Origin of the sequence: Halomonas sp. MMH1-48, assembly GCF_022348105.1 — a bacterium.
GTDB lineage: Bacteria > Pseudomonadota > Gammaproteobacteria > Pseudomonadales > Halomonadaceae > Vreelandella > Vreelandella piezotolerans.
Genome location: NZ_JAKRFL010000004.1, coordinates 133,062 through 148,625, shown reverse-complemented (window position 1 = coordinate 148,625; position 15,564 = coordinate 133,062). Strand labels below are relative to the sequence as shown.

15 protein-coding genes are annotated in these 15,564 nt (G+C 60.6%); 9 read left to right on the top strand and 6 right to left on the bottom strand.

The features are described from left to right. Positions 1 to 147: 147 nt before the first annotated feature. Positions 148 to 2,322: a malate synthase G gene (locus MHM37_RS05785; protein WP_239296279.1), complete on the top strand. Its 2,175-nt coding sequence runs from the start codon at positions 148 to 150 to the stop codon at positions 2,320 to 2,322. Positions 2,323 to 2,494: 172 nt separating this feature from the next. Then, entirely contained in the window at positions 2,495 to 2,911 is a 417-nt protein-coding gene (locus tag MHM37_RS05780) for a PaaI family thioesterase (protein ID WP_239296280.1), read from the top strand. Positions 2,912 to 2,948: 37 nt separating this feature from the next. Here MHM37_RS05780 and paoC read toward each other — a convergent pair whose 3' ends face one another. Genes paoC through MHM37_RS05765 form a run of 3 tightly spaced genes read right to left on the bottom strand, consistent with a single transcriptional unit; the run spans position 2,949 to position 6,649 of the window. Then, a complete protein-coding gene (paoC, locus tag MHM37_RS05775; protein WP_239296281.1) occupies positions 2,949 to 5,132 on the bottom strand; it encodes an aldehyde oxidoreductase molybdenum-binding subunit PaoC in 2,184 nt (727 codons plus the stop codon). A 3-nt stretch (positions 5,133 to 5,135) separates the two neighbouring features. After that, entirely contained in the window at positions 5,136 to 6,086 is a 951-nt protein-coding gene (locus tag MHM37_RS05770; protein ID WP_239296282.1) for a xanthine dehydrogenase family protein subunit M, read from the bottom strand. Continuing rightward, complete coding sequence (locus MHM37_RS05765) at positions 6,083 to 6,649, bottom strand: 2Fe-2S iron-sulfur cluster-binding protein (RefSeq protein WP_239296283.1); 567 nt, start codon at positions 6,647 to 6,649, stop codon at positions 6,083 to 6,085. The genes MHM37_RS05770 and MHM37_RS05765 overlap by 4 nt, the downstream gene beginning before the upstream one ends. Positions 6,650 to 6,813: 164 nt before the next feature. Here MHM37_RS05765 and MHM37_RS05760 point away from each other — a divergent pair, with 164 nt between their 5' ends. Together MHM37_RS05760 and MHM37_RS05755 are read left to right on the top strand one after the other, a co-directional pair. After that, entirely contained in the window at positions 6,814 to 7,455 is a 642-nt protein-coding gene (locus MHM37_RS05760; RefSeq protein ID WP_239296284.1) for a nucleotidyltransferase family protein, read from the top strand. 108 nt (positions 7,456 to 7,563) lie between these two features. Further along, positions 7,564 to 10,080, top strand: a complete 2,517-nt coding sequence (locus tag MHM37_RS05755; protein WP_239296285.1) for an EAL domain-containing protein — start codon at positions 7,564 to 7,566, stop codon at positions 10,078 to 10,080. Here MHM37_RS05755 and MHM37_RS05750 read toward each other — a convergent pair. After that, positions 10,067 to 10,507 carry a DUF411 domain-containing protein gene (locus MHM37_RS05750; protein ID WP_139526023.1) on the bottom strand — a complete coding sequence of 147 codons (441 nt, stop codon included), beginning with the start codon at positions 10,505 to 10,507 and terminating at the stop codon, positions 10,067 to 10,069. The two genes, MHM37_RS05755 and MHM37_RS05750, sit on opposite strands and share 14 nt — an antisense overlap. Before the next feature lie 161 nt (positions 10,508 to 10,668). On the opposite strand from MHM37_RS05750, the gene MHM37_RS05745 reads away from it, so the two are divergent. After that, positions 10,669 to 11,424 carry a glutaredoxin gene (locus MHM37_RS05745; protein WP_219862217.1) on the top strand — a complete coding sequence of 252 codons (756 nt, stop codon included), beginning with the start codon at positions 10,669 to 10,671 and terminating at the stop codon, positions 11,422 to 11,424. Between the two features lie 6 nt (positions 11,425 to 11,430). On the opposite strand, the gene MHM37_RS05740 is transcribed toward MHM37_RS05745, so the two are convergent. Beyond that, positions 11,431 to 11,811 carry a DUF423 domain-containing protein gene (locus tag MHM37_RS05740; RefSeq protein ID WP_239296286.1) on the bottom strand — a complete coding sequence of 127 codons (381 nt, stop codon included), beginning with the start codon at positions 11,809 to 11,811 and terminating at the stop codon, positions 11,431 to 11,433. Positions 11,812 to 11,953: 142 nt separating this feature from the next. Here MHM37_RS05740 and thiS point away from each other — a divergent pair, with 142 nt between their 5' ends. From thiS to trmB, 3 genes are read left to right on the top strand one after another with little or no spacing between them, the layout of a single operon-like run. Beyond that, positions 11,954 to 12,175 carry a sulfur carrier protein ThiS gene (gene thiS / locus MHM37_RS05735; RefSeq protein WP_239296287.1) on the top strand — a complete coding sequence of 74 codons (222 nt, stop codon included), beginning with the start codon at positions 11,954 to 11,956 and terminating at the stop codon, positions 12,173 to 12,175. Positions 12,176 to 12,202: 27 nt separating this feature from the next. Continuing rightward, entirely contained in the window at positions 12,203 to 12,997 is a 795-nt protein-coding gene (locus tag MHM37_RS05730; RefSeq protein WP_239296288.1) for a thiazole synthase, read from the top strand. A 12-nt stretch (positions 12,998 to 13,009) separates the two neighbouring features. Beyond that, positions 13,010 to 13,759 carry a tRNA (guanosine(46)-N7)-methyltransferase TrmB gene (gene trmB, locus MHM37_RS05725; RefSeq protein ID WP_139526027.1) on the top strand — a complete coding sequence of 250 codons (750 nt, stop codon included), beginning with the start codon at positions 13,010 to 13,012 and terminating at the stop codon, positions 13,757 to 13,759. A gap of 263 nt (positions 13,760 to 14,022) precedes the next feature. Here the strand turns inward: trmB and MHM37_RS05720 are convergent, their stop codons facing one another. Continuing rightward, positions 14,023 to 14,937, bottom strand: a complete 915-nt coding sequence (locus MHM37_RS05720) for an AEC family transporter (protein ID WP_139526028.1) — start codon at positions 14,935 to 14,937, stop codon at positions 14,023 to 14,025. A gap of 121 nt (positions 14,938 to 15,058) precedes the next feature. On the opposite strand from MHM37_RS05720, the gene MHM37_RS05715 reads away from it, so the two are divergent. Continuing rightward, positions 15,059 to 15,562: a hypothetical protein gene (locus MHM37_RS05715; RefSeq protein ID WP_139526029.1), complete on the top strand. Its 504-nt coding sequence runs from the start codon at positions 15,059 to 15,061 to the stop codon at positions 15,560 to 15,562. The last annotated feature ends 2 nt before the right edge of the window (positions 15,563 to 15,564 follow it).

Genomic DNA, 15,564 nt, shown 5'->3' with positions numbered 1-15,564 from the left:
GCTCTTATCATTTGGTCGAGCATTTTACCGCTTTAGGGTCTACGCTGTTTACATGCCAACGCAGGTGTGGAAGTATTTTCCATAAATCACCATTCACCCTGACCGTGGCACTTCAACCCACCACGGGCACCTTCACAGGAGAACCCCATGAGCGAGCGTATCACGCGTCACCGTTTACAGGTGGCAGCCGACCTAGATCGTTTCATCAACGAGCAGGCTCTGCCGGGCACCGGCGTCGACGAAAGCGCCTTCTGGGCCGGTGTCGATGCCCTGTTCCACGATTTGACCCCAAAAAACCGCCAACTGCTCGAAGAGCGCGACACGCTGCAAGAGAAGCTGGACGCTTGGCACCGTGAAAACCCCGGCCCGGTCAGCGACATGCCCGCCTACCGTAGCTTCCTCAAGGAGGCTGGCTACTTGGTGGACGCACCAAACAGCGTCAAAGCCACCACGGCCAACGTCGATCGCGAAGTCGCCACACAAGCAGGCCCGCAGTTGGTGGTACCGGTGAGCAATGCGCGTTACGCTCTGAACGCGGCCAATGCCCGCTGGGGCAGCCTGTACGACGCGCTTTATGGCACCGACGCCATCTCCGAAGAGGACGGCGCGGAAAAAGGCACCAGCTTCAACCCAAAACGCGGCGAAAAAGTCATCGCTTACGCCCGTGGCGTCCTGGACCGTGCCGCCCCGCTGGCCACTGGCTCTCACCGGGATGCCGTGAAGTACGCCATCCGCGACGGCCACTTGGTCGTCAGTCTGGAAGGCGGCCGTGAAACCGGCCTAAAAGACGCTGGCAAACTGATTGGCTTTAACGGCGACGCCTCTGCGCCCGATTCGATTCTGCTGGCCAACAACGGTCTGCACCTGGAGATCCAGGTCGATGCCAACCACCCCATCGGTAAGACCGATCCGGCGCACGTCAAAGACGTCGTGGTTGAAGCCGCGCTGACCGCCATCATGGACTGCGAAGACTCCGTCGCGGCGGTGGATTCTGAAGATAAAGTCGGTGTGTACAGCAACTGGCTCGGCCTGATGAAGGGCGACCTGGAAGAGACCATCGAAAAAGGCGGCAAAACCTTCACCCGTAAGCTGCACGCCGACCGCACTTGGCAAACCACTGACGGTAACACCGTCACACTGCCGGGCCGTTCGCTGATGTTCGTGCGCAACGTGGGCCACCTGATGACCACGCCTGCGGTGCTGGACGAAAACGGCAACGAACTGCCGGAAGGCATTCTGGACGCGGTGGTCACCTCGCTGCTGGCCCTGCACGACCTGAAGAAAGACGCCGACCAGCCGCGCAACTCCCGCGCAGGCTCGGTGTATATCGTCAAGCCGAAGATGCACGGCCCGAAAGAAGTCGCCTTCGCCAACGAACTGTTTGGCCGCGTCGAAGACATCCTGGGCATGAGCCGTGACACCCTGAAAATGGGCATCATGGACGAAGAGCGTCGCACCACGGTGAACCTCAAAGCGTGTATTGCCGAAGCGACCTCGCGCGTGGTCTTCATCAACACCGGCTTCCTGGATCGCACCGGTGATGAGATGCACACCGCCATGGAAGCAGGCCCGATGGTTCGCAAAGGCGATATGAAGAGCGCCGCCTGGATCACCGCCTACGAGAAGAACAACGTGCAGGTTGGTTTGGCCTGTGGCCTGCGTGGCCGCGCCCAGATTGGTAAAGGCATGTGGGCCATGCCGGACCTGATGCACAGCATGCTGGAGCAGAAGATTGGCCACCCGAAAGCAGGTGCCAACACTGCGTGGGTACCTTCCCCCACAGCCGCTGCCCTGCACGCCCTGCACTACCATCAGGTGAACGTTGCTGACGTTCAGCGCGAGCTGGAAGCCCAAGGCGAGCCTGACTTCTTAGACGACCTGCTGAGCGTACCTGTGGCCGAAAACGCCAACTGGTCAGAGGAAGAGATTCAGCAAGAGCTGGATAACAACTGCCAGGGCATTCTGGGTTACGTGGTGCGCTGGGTGGAACACGGTGTCGGCTGCTCCAAGGTGCCGGATATTCACAACGTTGGCCTGATGGAAGACCGCGCCACGCTGCGTATCTCCAGCCAGCACATTGCCAACTGGCTGCACCATGGCATCGTCGATGCGCCCCGCGTTGAGGAAACCCTCAAGCGCATGGCGAAAGTGGTTGATGAGCAGAACGCTGGCGACCCCACTTACACCGCCATGAGCGCCGACTTTGAAGGCTCTACCGCGTTCAAAGCTGCCTCTGACCTGGTGTTCAAGGGCCGCGTACAGCCGTCTGGCTACACCGAGCCGCTCCTGCACGCATGGCGTCAGGTACACAAGGCTAAGTAAGCCCTATCGCTTAATAGCCCACAGCCCCAAGGCTCGCGCCTTGGGGCTTTTTTATTTATGCTGGCTTACGTTGACGTCAAAGCAAAGTGGCGCTGCTGGTAGCCCCCCTTTCTACGACCTGCCTACAGCATCAGGCCCGTGCCTATAAGAAAAATAGCGAGGAATAACAACAATGACCGTGATGACCGCCGAGCAGATTGAGCACTTCCTGGATGAGGTCTTTCCCCAGCGTATGGGTAAGATAGTGAGCGTTGGAGAGATGTGCGCCACCATGCGCCTAAGCATTGGCCATGAGCATCTGCGCCCTGGCCCTCGCGTTTCCGGCCCCACCATGATGGGCTTTGCGGATGTAGCGCTGTACGTGGCGATACTGGCCCAAATAGGCCCCGAAGCGATGGCCGTAACCAGCGATTTAAACTGTCACTTTTTACGCGCAGCCTCCGGTGACCACGACATCATCGCCCACGCCAAGCTAATCAAGCTGGGCCGACGCTTGGCGGTGGGCGAAGTGCAAATCTTTTCCGCCAGTGATGACACGCGCCCCGTGGTGCATGTCACCGCTAGCTATGCGCTGCCGGATAAACCCTAGGCTGCCAAACAGCGCGGTCGTTCACGCCTTAACGCGCTCAACTCACTTTGGGGAGCTGGTCAATCAGTCGACCCAGCGTCATCGGGTAGTCTCGTACGCGGATGCCGGTGGCGTTATAGATCGCATTCGCCACGGCCGCCGCCACGCCACAGATGCCCAGCTCCCCCACGCCCTTGGCTTTGAGCGGCGTCGAGGCGGCGTCGGTGGTGTCCAAAAAAATCACCTCCTGCTCGGGAATGTCCGCATGCACCGCCACCTCGTAACTGGCGAGGTCGTGGTTGACGAAAAAGCCGCGCTCCACATCGGGGGTGAGTCCCTCCATCAAGGCACTGCCCACGCCCATGGTCATCCCCCCAATCACCTGGCTGCGCGCCGTGACCGGGTTGAGAATGCGCCCTGCGTCACACACCGCCAGCATACGGCGCACGCGGATTTCGCCGGTATGGGCGTGTACGGCCACTTCAACAAAGTGCGCCGCGAAGGTGCCGATTTGCAGCGTGTCTTTGAAGTCGCCAAAGTGGATGGTGTCTTCTGCGACCAGCTCTTCGCCGTCGGCCACCTCCGCAAGCGCCACCTCGGTGGTGCCTGCGATCACCATGCCCTGTTCAAACCGCGGCGAGTTCATACCAAGGCGCTGGGCAATCTCCTCTTGTAGCTTCAGGCAGGCCGCGTACACACCGGCGGTCGCGCTGGCTGCACCGAACTGCCCACCGGAACCCGACGAGACCGGGTAGTCGCTGTTGCCCAGCCGCACCTCCACGTCATCTAGCGTCAACCCCATGGCTTCTGCGGCGGTTTGGGCAATAATCGTGTACGAGCCGGTGCCGATATCGGTCATATCGGTTTCCACCACCAAACGCCCAGCCTGCAAACGCACCCGAGCGCCGGAATCCATAGTGGGCGCGCCGCGATAAGCCCCTGCCACGCCGTGGCCGATCAGCGACTGCCCTTCCCGCTGGCCGCCTGGGGTGCGGTTGCGCGCCTCCCAGCCAAACGCCTCGGCCCCTTTTTGCAGGCACTCCACGTAGTGGCGGTCGCTAAACGGTTTACTGGGGTCTTCCGGGTCGACCTGAGTATCGTTGAGGATGCGAAATTCTACCGGGTCCATGCCCAGCTTCTCGGCCATTTCGTCCATGGCGATTTCCAGCGCGGCAAGGCCAGAGGCTTCGCCGGGGGCGCGCATATCCGCCGACTCAGGCAAGTCCATCTCGATGGCCGTGTGGGCCACGCGGCGGTTTGCACCGGCGTAAAAGGCGCGGGTTTGGTTGACCGGATTCTCGCCACTGCCGCCGGGCAGCGTATGGGAGAACGCCGAGTGGTCGAAGGCGGTGATCCGGCCGTCGGTATCGGCAGCGATACGCAGGCGCTGGACAGTGCCAGAGCGGTGGGTGGCGTTGTTGAACACCAGCGGGCGCGGTAGCGCCAGCTTGACCGGCCGACCAACCGCCCGCGAACCCAGCGCGGCCAGTACGGTATCTGCTCGCAGCCAGAGCTTGCCGCCGAAGCCACCGCCCACGTAGGGGCTCTCTAGGCGAATGGTCTCGGGGTCGATTGCCAAGGTGGTGGCCAGCGCTTCGCGGGTCCAGGCAATCATCTGATTGGAGGTCCAGACCGTCATTTGCCCGCCATCCGACCAATCCACGATGGAGGCGTGGGGCTCCATCATTGCGTGGCTTTGGGAGGCGGTGCGATAGACTTCATCCAGCGTTACCGCAGCGTTTTTAAAGGCCTCATCCACATCGCCCACGTCAGAAATTGGCTCGTCGGGTGTTTGCTGATCCCAGGCGGCGTCTAAATCAAACACGCCTTGCTCGTCTTGGTAGCGCACCTCGATCAGTGCGGCGGCGCTTCTCGCCTGCTCTAGGGTGTCGGCCACCACCACCGCAATCGCTTGATGATAGTGAGCCACCGTATCGCCACCAAATAGACGCGCCTTGTTACTTTTGGCCTTCGCCAGCGGTTCGACCTCCAACGTGGTCACCACCGCTGCCACCCCAGGTGCGGCGCGGGCGGCCGTGGCATCCATATGGGTAATGCGCCCTTTGGCAATCGTGGCGCACAGCGGATAGCCCACCAGCTGGTGGGCCGCTACGTCATGGCGCTCGTAGGCATAGGGCGCTTGGCCGGTCACTTTAAGCGCGCCATCGATGCGTGCATGGGGCTTACCAACGATACGGGCGTGATCGAACAGGTTATCGTCGGTCGATTGATTGAAATCCATCGGTTACTCCTCGGCCAGCAGCGCGGCGAGCGTTCGCTCTGCCAGGGTCAGCTTGTAGGCGTTCTCGTCGGTGGGGCGAGCACCGTCCAGCAGTTTGGCCATCACCGCTGCTACGCCCTGGGGCAGCGCGGCGTCTGCCGCATCGCAACGCCAGGGCCGGGGGGCCACACCGCCTAGCGCCACTCGCCCCGTGCCGTCCGGCGCGTGAATCAGTGCCACCGAGACCAGCGCAAAGGCGTACGAAGAGCGGTCGCGCACCTTGAAATAGGCATGGCGCCCTTCCATCGGCGCGGGCAGCACCACCCCGGTAATCATCTCGCCTTTAGCCAGCGTGCTTTCCACCTCGGGAGTGTCGCCAGGCAGCGGATAGAACGCATCCAGCGTCAGGCTGCGAGTCTCGCCCTCGGGGGTGACGGTTTCCACGCGAGCATCCAGCGCTTGTAGGGCCACGGCCATATCGGAGGGGTGTGTGGCAATGCACGCATCGGACGTACCAATCACGCCCAGATGCCGGGTGTTCGCGCCTTTTCCCAGCGCCGCGCAGCCAGCGCCCGGTGAGCGCTTATTGCAGGGCATGGCGGTGTCGTAAAAGTAGGGGCAGCGCGTGCGCTGCAGCAGGTTGCCGCCGGTGGTGGCTTTGTTGCGCAGCTGGCCAGACGCCCCCGCCACCAGCGCCCGGCTCAACACGCCATAGGCTTCGCGCACGCGTGGGTCGGCCGCCAGGGTGCTGTTGCTGACCATCGCCCCTACCCGCAGGCCGCCCTCTTCCGTAGCCGTAATGGCGTTTAAACCGGTGCCGCGCACGTCAATTAAGTGCAGCGGGGTTTCAATCTCGTGCTTCATCAAATCCAGCAGGTTGGTGCCGCCAGCAATAAATTTCGCGCCCGGCACCTCGGCCGCGCGGGCCGCTGCTTCGGCGGGGCTAGCCGCCCGCTCGTAGGAAAAGGCTCTCATGCGCGCTCCTTGGCAACCTGGGTAATGGCCTTGAGGATGTTGGCGTAAGCGCCGCAGCGGCAGAGGTTGCCCGACATCCGCTCGCGAATCTCGGCATCGGTGATCTCGATAGGCGCGGTGAGATCCGCCGTGACATGGCTGGGAATATTGGCGGCGATCTCCTGCAATACGGCGTTGGCCGAACAGATCTGCCCCGGCGTGCAGTAGCCGCATTGAAAGGCATCGTTATCCACGAACGCCTGCTGCATGGGGTCTAGCTGCTCTACCGTGCCCACGCCTTCGATGGTGGTGATCTCGTCACCTTCGTGCATCACTGCCAAAGTAAGACACGCGTTGATGCGTTCGCCATTCACCGACACGGTGCAGGCACCACACTGGCCGTGGTCGCAGCCTTTTTTGGAGCCGGTGAGCGCTAGATGTTCCCGCAGGGTATCCAGCAGCGTGGTGCGGTTATCGAGCGTTAAGGTGTGCTGGGTGCCATTCACCACCAGCGTCACGGTTGAGCGCGGCACTTCTTGCGGTGCCTGATCGCGGCGCTGTTCAGCGCTAGGTTGAGCGTTCATAACTCGGTGCCTTCCCTGATCATTGCGGTTGCTTATCGACGGTCTCGCCCTTCAGCATAGTCATAAATCAGCGGCGGCGACCTAACGTAACGCAGCGACCCGCGCTAGGCTAGCAAGACGACTCAGGACAGGAGACGACATGGATACAACGGCGGGATCGGCAGGTGATTGAACATACTCGGCAAAACGGGCAGTGCGCGGCGAGCGCTCATCACGTCGTCGCGCTCGTGATGGCAGCAGGTTACTCACGGCGCTATGGCGACGCCGATAAGCGCCAAGCGTGTCTTGCCGATGGCAGAACGCTGTTGGCCACGACGGTGGCACGCATTGAGCAGGCGTTTATCCAGGTCAGGGTTGCGATTCGAGAGGAAGACGACGTGCTTCAGCTCGGCTTGGCGCCGAGTACGCCGCTGATTCGACTGCATCGGGCGCCACTGGGTTTGGGTGCGAGCCTTGCCGAAGCGGTGGCGGCGTTGAGTCGTGATTGTCGCCTAAAAGACGCTCAGGCCGTCGCGGTGCTGCTAGGCGATATGCCTCGCTTTCAGCCCGAAACGCTACTGACGCTGCAGCAGTGCATCACCCGAGACACCATCTGGCGGCCATGCTTCCGCGGCCAACCTGGACATCCGGTACTGTTTGGGCGGGATTTTTGGCCAGCCCTGGCAGGCATCGACGGCGAGTCAGGGGCAGCGTCTTTGATTCGGCAACATGCTTCACACTACCGTACCCATGACGTGGACGATGCCGGGGTGGTATTCGATGTTGATACGCCAGACGCACTCGCCAGCCCCAGGGGCGTCCTGTAGATCAACGCATCTTTCTCACAGTATCGATAGCCTTCCGACCGCAGAGCGTTCAAACCTCCCCCGATTTTAAGAGCAAGACATTAATAAACATTATAAAGTACTGTACGTATGCCACTGCCACACGGCGACTTACCCATGATACTGCCCAACCTGTTATTGGAACCGCAGGCGCTGAGTGCTCTGCAGGGAAAACACGATATCCCGCTGGTCGTTTTATCGTGGTTAGTCGCCTTGGCCGCCTCGTTTGCTAGCCTGGAAATCATTCGCCTGGTGGGCAGTACGTCATCAACTTTGTGGCGACGCACGTGGCTTATCGCTGGCGCTAGCGTCATGGGCACTGGCGTTTGGAGCATGCATTTCGTCGGCATGCACGCTTATCGCTTGGACTTCCACGTCAGCCATAGCCCTTTATTGACGCTCCTCTCCGTTCTGCCAGCCATCGTCGGCAGTCTGGTGGCCATGACGCTGCTCTGCCGAGAGAGACTCCCACACGACACGCTGATCAGAGCGGGCACGAGCCTAGGGCTAGGCATCGGCGTCATGCACTATAGCGGCATGGCCGCTATGCGCATGCCGGCAACGCTGTTCTACGCCCTGGACCTATTCCTCGCCTCGCTGGTGGTAGCCATTGGGCTAGGCGTCTTGAGCGCTTACGCGTACCGCCTATGCCGCCTGGATAACGGCAAAACTCACTATCAGCGGTATGCTTTCGTATCTGCCCTATGCATCTCGGTTGCGGTGAGCGGCATGCACTACGTGGCCATGCAGGCCGCCTGGTTCGTGCCGGATGGCGCCATCGGCCAAGCCCCAATAGAGACCTCGCACTGGCTCATTTATGTCATCAGCGGCACTGCCGTCTTTGCGGCATTGCTTACGTTGATGGCGATCAAAATTCAGCGCCGCCTACAAGACAGCGAGCGCCACGGCTATATGACCCAGCAGCGGCTGCTGGAGGTGATCGCCGCACTGCAAGATGGCGTGGTGCTGTTTGACGATGGCGCCCGCATCCGGCTGTGTAATAACGCCTTTGAGCAATTAACCGGGATGACCCAAGCCCAGCTCATCGATGCGGATATCACTCAGGTGCCTTACGCCAAAGAGAGCCAAGCACTGACGCCCACCATACAGCGCGCACTGGTGTCACAAGGTGAGTGGAGCGGCATGGTGACGGCACTGCGCTCCAATGGCGACGAATATCCTGCGTGGATCAGCATCAGCCGAGTGAACTATGCCAACAGCAAAGACAGAGATTACGTGGCCCTGTTCAGTGACCGCACCGACGAGCAGAACGCGCAGCAGCGTATCCGCTACTTGGCCTACCACGACATATTGACCGGTTTGCCGAACCGGCTGGCCCTTCAAGAGCATCTCTCCACTCATTTGAAAAGCCCCTTAACGAAAGGGGGCTACTCCGTGTTCGCACTGCTGGATCTCAACCGATTCAAGGTGTTGAACGACAGCATGGGACAAGATATTGGCGACGAGCTTTTGCGGCAGCTAGGCCGCCGTTTACAGCAAGCCGACGATCACATTTATGCAGCCCGGCTGGACGGCAATGAGTTTGCGCTTTTCGCATCCCTCGCAGCCACCGAGCACACCGCTGCAGAACGGCTCGCCCATCAATACATCGAGCGAGTACTGGCATTGTTGACGGCTGACTATCAACTGCACGGTCACACCCACCCATGCAAAATCAACACAGGCACGCTGATCTTTTGCCCTCGTGAGATCGAGAGCGTTGGGCAGTTGTTCAAACGCGCCGGGCTCGCACTACTGGAAGCCAAGCGCCAGCGAGACGGCGAACCCAAGCGTTTCTGCTCCGCACTGGAGCAAAAACTGGAGGAGGACATCACCCTGGAGCGCGAATTGCGCCTAGCGATCGAGCGCGGCGCCCTCAGCCTTCATCTACAGGCGCAGGTGAATGGGGAGCATGAGGTCATTGGCGCCGAAGCCCTCCTGCGCTGGCAACACCCGGAGCGGGGGATGATATCACCCGGCCGTTTCATTCCCATCGCCGAACAAACCGGGCTGATACTTCCTTTAGGGGCTTGGGTGCTCGAAGCGGGCTGCCGACTGCTTGGCGAATGGCAGCACGATCCACGTCTGAGCCGCTTGAAGCTCTCGCTCAACGTTAGCGTGCGTCAATTCCAGCAACCCACTTTTGTCGAGCAGGTCATGAGCACTCTAACGTCGACCGGCGCACCACCTGAACGCTTGACACTAGAGCTAACTGAGTCGCTGCTGATGAGCGACCCAGAAGGCACCATCGATAAAATGCTGCGCCTGCGGCAGTTGGGAATTCGCTTCGCGCTGGACGACTTTGGAACAGGCTATTCGTCGCTGGCGTATCTGAAATCGCTGCCGCTGAACACGCTCAAAATCGACATTGCCTTCGTCAGGGATTTGACCCTGGATATGCAGGCAACGCCGATTGCCGCCACTATCATCGCGCTGGCCGAGAGCCTAGGTCTGGATGTCGTGGCCGAAGGCGTAGAAACCGTCGACCAAGCCACCGTCCTGGCTCGCCTGGGCTGCCATGTGTATCAGGGCTACTACTTTGGCAAGCCCACTCCCGCGCAGGCGTTTACCCAACACAACGGTGCCTCTTCGTTTACAGCGTCATGAACGGCTGGGCGTTGTGGTCGCTAAACGTGTAGACGTGGTAAGGCTCACTCTGCGGCCCAGGCATGCCCGGAGTGCCTATCGGCATACCGGCCAAACCAATACCATCCACCTCGGGCTGCTGTTCGAACAGCGCTTCGACCGCTTCCAAGGGCACGTGCCCTTCGATCCAGTAGTTACCTATCTCGATGGTGTGACAGGCGCCCATGCCGTAAGGCACGCCTGCCTGCTGCTTGATCTCACCCAGCTCGACGTCATCGATAATGGTGACGTCTATACCCAACGCTTCCAGGTGACGCGCATACTCATCGCAACAGCCGCATTGCGGGTTCTTATACAGCGTCGCCTCATCGGGCAGCGCGGCATGGGCCGTGGCTGCACCGAACATCAAAGCACCGGATACTAGCAGCGCCGTGGTATGTCGTTTCATATGGCTCTCCTATGACACTCTGTTTGTATAGCTTACAACCTAGGGGCTACCTGCAAGTCAAGACCCAGGCAACCGCCATCCTCTCCCATTTGACCTATGGGCGGCACCGGGTTCTATGCTTGAAGTTGGACGTTGACCGCAAGACGACAAGGAGGCTGATCATGGCAGCAACGACCCACCCCAACGCTCAGGTATATCGGATGAAAACCGCCGAGCATCTGTGTCCGTTTGGTTTGAAAACCGTTGATTTACTCAAACGCAAAGGCTACACGGTGGACGATCACACGCTCACGTCCCGCGAGGAGATCGACGCGTTCAAGGAGCAGGAGCACGTCGATACGACGCCGCAGGTCTATATCGACGGGGAGCGGATCGGCGGCTACGAAGAGCTGCGCGACCACCTGGGGATGAGCGTTCCCAGCGCCAAAGAGACTACCTACCGCCCGGTCCTGGCCATTTTTGCCGTCGCCCTATTGATAGGCGTGGCGATGAGCTGGGCGATACAGGGCACGCTGTTGACGGCGCGCATGCCGGAGTTTGCCGTGGCGACTGCGATGGTGCTGCTGGGCCTGCAAAAGCTGCAGGATATCGAGAGTTTTAGCACCATGTTCCTCAACTACGACCTGCTCGCCCAGCGCTACGTGCCCTATAGCTACGTTTACCCTTACGCCGAGACCGCCGCCGGGCTATTGATGCTGGCAGGCACGCTGATATGGGTGGCCGCGCCGCTGGCGCTGTTCGTCGGCACCGTAGGCGCGGTATCAGTGTTCAAAGCGGTGTACATCGACAAGCGCGAACTCAAGTGCGCCTGTGTGGGTGGCAACAGCAACGTTCCGCTTGGCTTTGTGTCACTCACCGAGAACCTAGTGATGATCGGTATGGGCGTGTGGATGCCGCTGCGCATGCTGCTGGGCTAACGTCGATTAAGTGCGGCTAAGGAGCGCCGTGACCCCCAGGGCCAACCAACCGGCCATCAGTAGAAGCCCGCCGATGGGTGTCACGATCCCCACGTTTAACCCGACCAGCGCCATCAGGTAGAGCGAACCAGCAAAGGCCAGTACACCTAATGCCCATAAGGCGAGGACGACCTGCTGACCGGGGAGCGGGCGGTGGCTGCGCCACGCAAGCACCGCCAGCATGGCCAGCGTGTGCCACGCTTGGTAGCGCACCCCGGTTTCCACGATATCCACCATGGCGGCGCTGGTGCGGGCCGCCAGACCGTGGGCGGCATAGGCCCCCAGCATCACTATGACGGCCCCCGATAGCGCCACCACACACCACCACAGTTTGTCGGTTCGCTGCACGCCCTGCTCCTTTTCACGCATGTTAGCGGCCACGTGCCGCACTGTTAATCATCGAGATATTCACCCCGTTGCATACCTTGCACGGGGTGAAACCGCTACAATAGAGGCCGTTTTGCCTCATCCACCAGGGTGCTTATTGTTTATGTCTACCCCCCATGAGTCGATACAGCTTACGCTCAACGGCGAACCCTACGCCATGACTGCGGGCCTGACCGCTGCCGATTTGGTCGAGCAGCTGGGCCTCGGCGGGCGGCGGATCGCTGTCGAAATCAACGAACAGATCGTGCCCAAAAGCCAACTGGCCGCGACCCCGCTGGCCGCAGGCGACCAGATCGAAGTGGTCCACGCCATTGGCGGCGGCTAGCTGCCGATGCTTTTTCAAGGAATCGCTATGACGCAACTGACCGATACACCGTTCACCATTGCCGGACGTGATTTTCGCTCTCGCCTGCTCGTAGGCACCGGCAAATACAAAGACTTTACCGAAACCGGTGCTGCCATTGCCCAGAGCAGTGCCGAGATCGTCACCTTTGCCGTGCGCCGCACCAATCTTGGCCAAGATGCCGATGCCCCAAACCTACTGGACGTCATCTCGCCCAAGCAGTACACCCTGCTGCCCAATACCGCGGGCTGCTACAACGCCAAAGATGCCGTGCGTACCTGCCGCCTGGCCCGCGAACTGCTGGATGGCCACAACCTGGTGAAGTTGGAAGTGTTGGGCGATGATCATACCCTCTACCCCAACGTGGTCGAGACACTCAAAGCGGCAGAAACGCTGCTGGCCGACGGTTTCGACGTGATGGTGTACACCAGTGATGACCCGATCGTTGCACGCGAGCTGGAAGCCATGGGCTGCTGCGCCATCATGCCGCTGGGCTCACTGATTGGCTCGGGCCATGGCATTCAAAACCCACATAACGTGCGCCTGATCGTCGAGCAGAGCCGCGTGCCGGTGCTGGTGGATGCCGGCATTGGCACGGCGTCCGATGCGGCCATGGCCATGGAGCTTGGCTGCGACGGCGTGCTGCTCAACAGCGCCATCGCCCATGCACGCGACCCGCTGCGCATGGCCAACGCCATGAAGCTCGCCGTCGAGGCTGGCCGCGATGCGTTTTTGGCGGGCCGCATGCCGCGCCGCCAAAGCGCCGACCCCTCTTCGCCTTTTGCAGGCCGCATCAACGGCTGATACAGAGACACCATGACTGATACGAACGATACCGCGCCCGAGAGCAACACCACTGGCCCCGAAAGTGCCGACGCACCGCTGCACCGTCGCGGCATTAAAAGCTATGTGATTCGCGCCGGACGCATGACCCAGGCCCAAAGCCGCGGACTTGAAGAGGTATGGCCGCGCCTGGGGCTGACCATTGCCGATGGCCGCCAGGAGTTAGACGCCCTCTTCGGCCGCCAAGCCCCTCGCGTGGTGGAAATTGGCTTTGGCATGGGTAACTCGCTGATCGAGCAGGCCGAAACCCACCCGGATACCGACTTTATCGGCATCGAAGTGCACGCCCCTGGCGTTGGCAAACTGCTCGACGAAGCCGACAAACGCGGCCTGACCAACCTACGGGTTTACCGTGAAGACGCCCTGGCCGTGCTGGAGCAGTGCCTACCCGAAGGCTCGTTGACTACCTTGCAGCTCTTCTTCCCCGACCCGTGGCCGAAGAAGAAGCATCACAAACGGCGCATCGTCCAGCCCGCCTTCGTGGAGCTGATTCGCACGCGCCTCAAGCCCGGGGGCACGTTCCACATGGCCACCGACTGGGAAGCCTACGCCGAGTGGATGGCGGAAGTGATGGACGCCGCCCCTGGCTACGTCAACACCGCAACGCCCGAGACCGCACCTTACGTGCCGCGTCCGGCCTTCCGCCCGCTCACCAAGTTCGAAGCGCGCGGCGAAAAGCTCGGCCACGGCGTGTGGGACTTGATCTACCGCCGGGAAGCCTGACGTTCGATTGGCAGCAGGCCACGCGCGGCCCTGCGTCTGCCGCCGCGACGAACTCGTACAAAAGCCCTACCCATCAAAAAAAGAAAGCCGCTCCAAAGGAGCGGCAAAAGACCGTGACTAGCAATGAGAGGGAGAAACCATGACAGGAAACTGGCGGTTTCTGTCGTGGTTGCCAGCGTCTCATCAAACGCTGACCATCACAATATAATCATTCTCATTTACCCCGTCAACACAAATGCGAATACTTTTTATTTATTTTTAAATCAACTGATGAGCTGGAGCCACAACGGCAACGTCAGCATAGCGAGCAGCGTTTGTCCGGTAATGATGGCGGCCATCAATTCCGCATCGCCGCCAAGTTGACGGGCCAGAATATACGCCGAGGTTGCCGTGGGCAGGGCGGCAAACAGCAGTGCGACGTCTCGGCTGACGGGGTCGAGCCCCAGCAGCCAGGCTAACGACAGCACGAAAGCGGGCATGAGCAGCAGCTTGATCGTATTGGTCGCCATCACACCGCGGTCGAGGCGCAGCAGCGCCATGGGTCGAAGTGCCACCCCCACTGCCACTAGGCCCAGCGGCAGCGCTGCGCGGCCCAGCAACGAGACGGTTGCTTCGCTCCAACCTGGCAGACCAACACCGCTAAGGTTTAGCCCAATACCGGCCAGACACGCCAAAATAAGCGGATTTTTCGCCAATGCCAGTGCGCTCTTGCCCAGACTTGCCCTGCCTAGAGTGCCCGCCGCCACGAAACTGGCGACGCACATGACGTTTACCACGGGCACCATTAGCGCCACGGCTACCGCTGCCGTGGTGGCGCCTAGCGAACCATGCAGCGCGGCCGCTCCCGCCACGCCTACGTAGGTGTTGAAACGCACGGCGCCTTGAAACACGGAGGTAAACGCCGCCGGGCCGAGCCTTAACCAGCTACGTCCATGCCACAACAGCATGCCAAACAGCGCCATCGCTCCCAGCAGCGCCAGCGCCAATCGGCCGACGGGCACTTGGCTCACATCGGCCGTGGCCAGCGTGCCTACCAGCATGGCGGGGAACAGCACGAAATAGATCAGCCGCTCCATCTGCGCCCAAAAATCCATAGTAGGCCAGCGGGCATACCCTAAGCCTGCCCCCAATAAAATCAGTAAAAACAGGGGCCCTAGTGCCCCGGTAATGCTCTCCATTGTCATTCCTTATCAAGTGCGACATCCCAGCACAGAGACATCTGCAGGATAGCTGTTACCATGATTTGCATACCCTGACACAAATGACACGCCTTATGGCCTGCGTAGCGACTATTCTGCCATGAAGAATTTGCTTAAACCTGTCGAGGTGACGGGTTTTCCAGCGCTGAAAGTGCTTATTCTAGTGACGGGCATCGCGCTGGCCGCGTGCACGTGGTACGTCTTTGCTAACTGGCTGCGCGATGATCGCGATATCGTGTGGTTCACCCCCAATGGCGAATGCAACTTGCATAGAGCGCCCTGTTCGGCAACGCTGGGCGATAAAGGTGAACTGACACTGACCATCGATGCCGATGGGCGTATCGAGGCACTTGAAGTGCTGCCGCTGGATGTCGAGGTAGAGGGCGTTAGCCCTCGCCATGTGACGGTCGATTTCGTAGGTCGCGACATGGATATGGGTCTCAACCGCTTCGCCCTCACCGCCACCGCGCCGGGGCACTTCCACGGCCAGGGACAAGTGGGGGTGTGCACGCAAGCCGTGATGCCATGGCGGGCGCGAGTGATCTTGGAAACCCCGGACGGTAAGCTAGGCAGCTGGTTCGATTTCGATGTGACAAGGAGTTAGCG

What these genes read in the sequence shown, in the direction of transcription:
- MHM37_RS05785 (WP_239296279.1), top strand. Translation starts at nt 148, where the DNA reads ATGAGCGAGCGTATCACGCGTCACCGTTTACAGGTGGCAGCCGACCTA.
- MHM37_RS05780 (WP_239296280.1), top strand. Translation starts at nt 2,495, where the DNA reads ATGACCGTGATGACCGCCGAGCAGATTGAGCACTTCCTGGATGAGGTC.
- paoC (WP_239296281.1), bottom strand. Translation starts at nt 5,132, where the DNA reads ATGGATTTCAATCAATCGACCGACGATAACCTGTTCGATCACGCCCGT.
- MHM37_RS05770 (WP_239296282.1), bottom strand. Translation starts at nt 6,086, where the DNA reads ATGAGAGCCTTTTCCTACGAGCGGGCGGCTAGCCCCGCCGAAGCAGCG.
- MHM37_RS05765 (WP_239296283.1), bottom strand. Translation starts at nt 6,649, where the DNA reads ATGAACGCTCAACCTAGCGCTGAACAGCGCCGCGATCAGGCACCGCAA.
- MHM37_RS05755 (WP_239296285.1), top strand. Translation starts at nt 7,564, where the DNA reads ATGCCACTGCCACACGGCGACTTACCCATGATACTGCCCAACCTGTTA.
- MHM37_RS05750 (WP_139526023.1), bottom strand. Translation starts at nt 10,507, where the DNA reads ATGAAACGACATACCACGGCGCTGCTAGTATCCGGTGCTTTGATGTTC.
- MHM37_RS05745 (WP_219862217.1), top strand. Translation starts at nt 10,669, where the DNA reads ATGGCAGCAACGACCCACCCCAACGCTCAGGTATATCGGATGAAAACC.
- thiS (WP_239296287.1), top strand. Translation starts at nt 11,954, where the DNA reads ATGTCTACCCCCCATGAGTCGATACAGCTTACGCTCAACGGCGAACCC.
- MHM37_RS05730 (WP_239296288.1), top strand. Translation starts at nt 12,203, where the DNA reads ATGACGCAACTGACCGATACACCGTTCACCATTGCCGGACGTGATTTT.
- trmB (WP_139526027.1), top strand. Translation starts at nt 13,010, where the DNA reads ATGACTGATACGAACGATACCGCGCCCGAGAGCAACACCACTGGCCCC.
- MHM37_RS05720 (WP_139526028.1), bottom strand. Translation starts at nt 14,937, where the DNA reads ATGGAGAGCATTACCGGGGCACTAGGGCCCCTGTTTTTACTGATTTTA.
- MHM37_RS05715 (WP_139526029.1), top strand. Translation starts at nt 15,059, where the DNA reads ATGAAGAATTTGCTTAAACCTGTCGAGGTGACGGGTTTTCCAGCGCTG.